This is a genomic window from Pseudomonas sp. P5_B2, from assembly GCF_056400445.1.
In genome coordinates, this window is the sequence record NZ_JBFULH010000679.1 from 1 (window position 1) to 2,047 (window position 2,047).

The 2,047-nt window shown below is 57.2% G+C and carries 3 protein-coding genes; 2 read left to right on the plus strand and 1 reads right to left on the minus strand.

The window, feature by feature from the left end; translation table 11 throughout:
- Positions 1–248: type 1 glutamine amidotransferase family protein (locus AC1DRJ_RS25530; protein WP_477804604.1), on the minus strand; the 248-nt coding region annotated here is incomplete at its 3' end.
- Between the two features lie 414 nt (positions 249–662).
- On the opposite strand from AC1DRJ_RS25530, the gene AC1DRJ_RS25535 reads away from it, so the two are divergent.
- Both AC1DRJ_RS25535 and AC1DRJ_RS25540 read left to right on the plus strand, forming a co-directional pair.
- Entirely contained in the window at positions 663–1,178 is a 516-nt protein-coding gene (locus AC1DRJ_RS25535) for an Hcp family type VI secretion system effector (RefSeq protein ID WP_007948242.1), read from the plus strand.
- Between the two features lie 224 nt (positions 1,179–1,402).
- On the plus strand, positions 1,403–2,047 hold a 645-nt coding region (locus AC1DRJ_RS25540), incomplete at its 3' end, for a DUF4123 domain-containing protein (RefSeq protein ID WP_477804605.1).

Genomic DNA, 2,047 nt, shown 5'->3' on the forward strand with positions numbered 1-2,047 from the left:
GTAGTGGCCAATGCGGATTTAGCGGCAGGGTCTTTATTAAACCGGTCCGTCGCCTCGGTTTGCGCGTCCGGCTCGTCACTTTTCGGGTCAAGCGGCGGTTGGCCGCCCTTGGGCGAGGCCAGGGTCAGTTGGGCACCGGCGTCTTTGAAGGCGAAATACGGTGCGGCGAATTCTTCCAGCCAGAAGCCGGTTTTCTTACCCGTGTCACCCAGTTGATCGTGGGACGTTAAAACCATCAGGATTTTCATATCGTTCTCACTCCGGTTCAGGGTTGTTCGGACGCTCGGCGGCGCTGATTTTATGGACCCTGCGGCCGGTCGATTCGTTGCACCGGATGCAGAGGGTCTTTGACGGGTGGCGCAAAGCCGCTATGCGCAAGAAGTTGCACACCCATCCTACAGAAAGGGCCTACATGAATGCTGATCGTTCGGCCAGGTGGGCCCTCCAGCCAAGTGCGCAGGAAGTTGCGCAGTGGTGTGCAAGCTCTTGCGCACATTCCTCAGGGATCTTCGCCGAAAAATCTTTCGGCCGCTGAAAATCGCCCCTAGCCCCTTGATTTATATGGTTTTGAGCGTTTGTGGCACAGACCTTGATAACAGTCAGGCACCCACCAGGCGATACCGCCTCCCGGGTACTCTAAATTTTTAGCAAGGAGCACATCCATGGCTACACCAGCGTACATGTCCGTCACTGGCGAGAAACAAGGTCTGATCACTGCCGGCGCATTCACCGCCGATTCGGTTGGCAACACCTACCAGGAAGGCCACGAAGACCAGGTCATGGTTCAGGCTTTCAGCCACGACGTGATCATCCCGCGTGATCCGCAATCCGGCCAACCAACCGGTCAGCGCGTGCACAAACCAGTCGTAATCACCAAAGTCTACGACAAGTCCTCGCCACTGCTGCAAGCCGCTTTGACTTCCGGCGAGCGCATGAGCGAAATCGTTATCCAGTGGTACCGCACTTCGGCGCAAGGTACCCAAGAGCACTACTACACCACCAAACTGGAAGACGCGATCATCGTCGCCATCAACAACAAAATGCACAACTGCCAGGACCCGTCGAACTCGCACTTCACGCACCTGGAAGAAGTGCAATTCACCTACCGCAAAATCACCTGGACCCACGAAGTATCCGGTACTTCGGGTTCCGATGACTGGCGTCTGCCGGTCGCCTGATCCAGGCCGACCGTCTCAAGCATCGGCCAGCTCTGCTGGTCGATGTTGTTTTCACCCTTCCAGAATTTTTGCGTCTGCTGATGCCCTTCCAGGCTATTGGCACACGCCGCAGCACTGCACGAGGAACAAGGGATGTTCGCGCCGGCCAATCAGACTCACTTTGCCCTGACTATCGAAGGCCTCTCTAGCGATTTACAGCTGCTGTCCTTGCAAGGTCTGATCTTTTGACTCCGCAGGCGTGGTTGGCTGAACGGCCGTTGCAGGCCAATGAACGTCTTTTTTTGATCGTCAGCGCCGCCAGCGATGCCGATGCGCTCAAGACGTTTTATCAGAATGAGCCAACAACCCAGGCCACGCCGATCTGGGGCGGAACACCCTACGCGGGCTGGCAACAGGTCATGCCCTACCTCATCGAGCTGAAACCCAACTCCGGTTTTCTGCCGTGGATCGCCGAGACGGACGCTCAGGACTGGGGTTGGCTGGCGGTTTCAACCAGCGCGCCGGACGTGGTGTTCGAACACCTTCGCAGTCTTACTCAAGTGCGCATGCCCGATGGCACCGAGGTGTTTTTCCGGTTTTGGGATGGGCGGCATATCTACCCGACTCTGCAAGGGTTGGGGGATGCAGCGGGGGAATTACTGCCGGTGTTTGACCGGTATCTGATTAATGGGACGCGCCTGGAGGTTGGCTCACGGGTGGTGCCGAAGGCGAAGGATTGGCCTTGGTGGGAAGTGCCTAAGGGGCTGCTTGATGGCCTGACTACGAAAAACCCCTCAACCGTGGTCGGCAACCTGATGCAGTGGCTGAAGGAGGATCACGCCGCGCTGTATTTCTCGCTCCCTGAATCCAACTTGCAGCAAAAAGTGACG

What these genes read in the sequence shown, in the direction of transcription:
- AC1DRJ_RS25535 (WP_007948242.1), top strand. Translation starts at nt 663, where the DNA reads ATGGCTACACCAGCGTACATGTCCGTCACTGGCGAGAAACAAGGTCTG.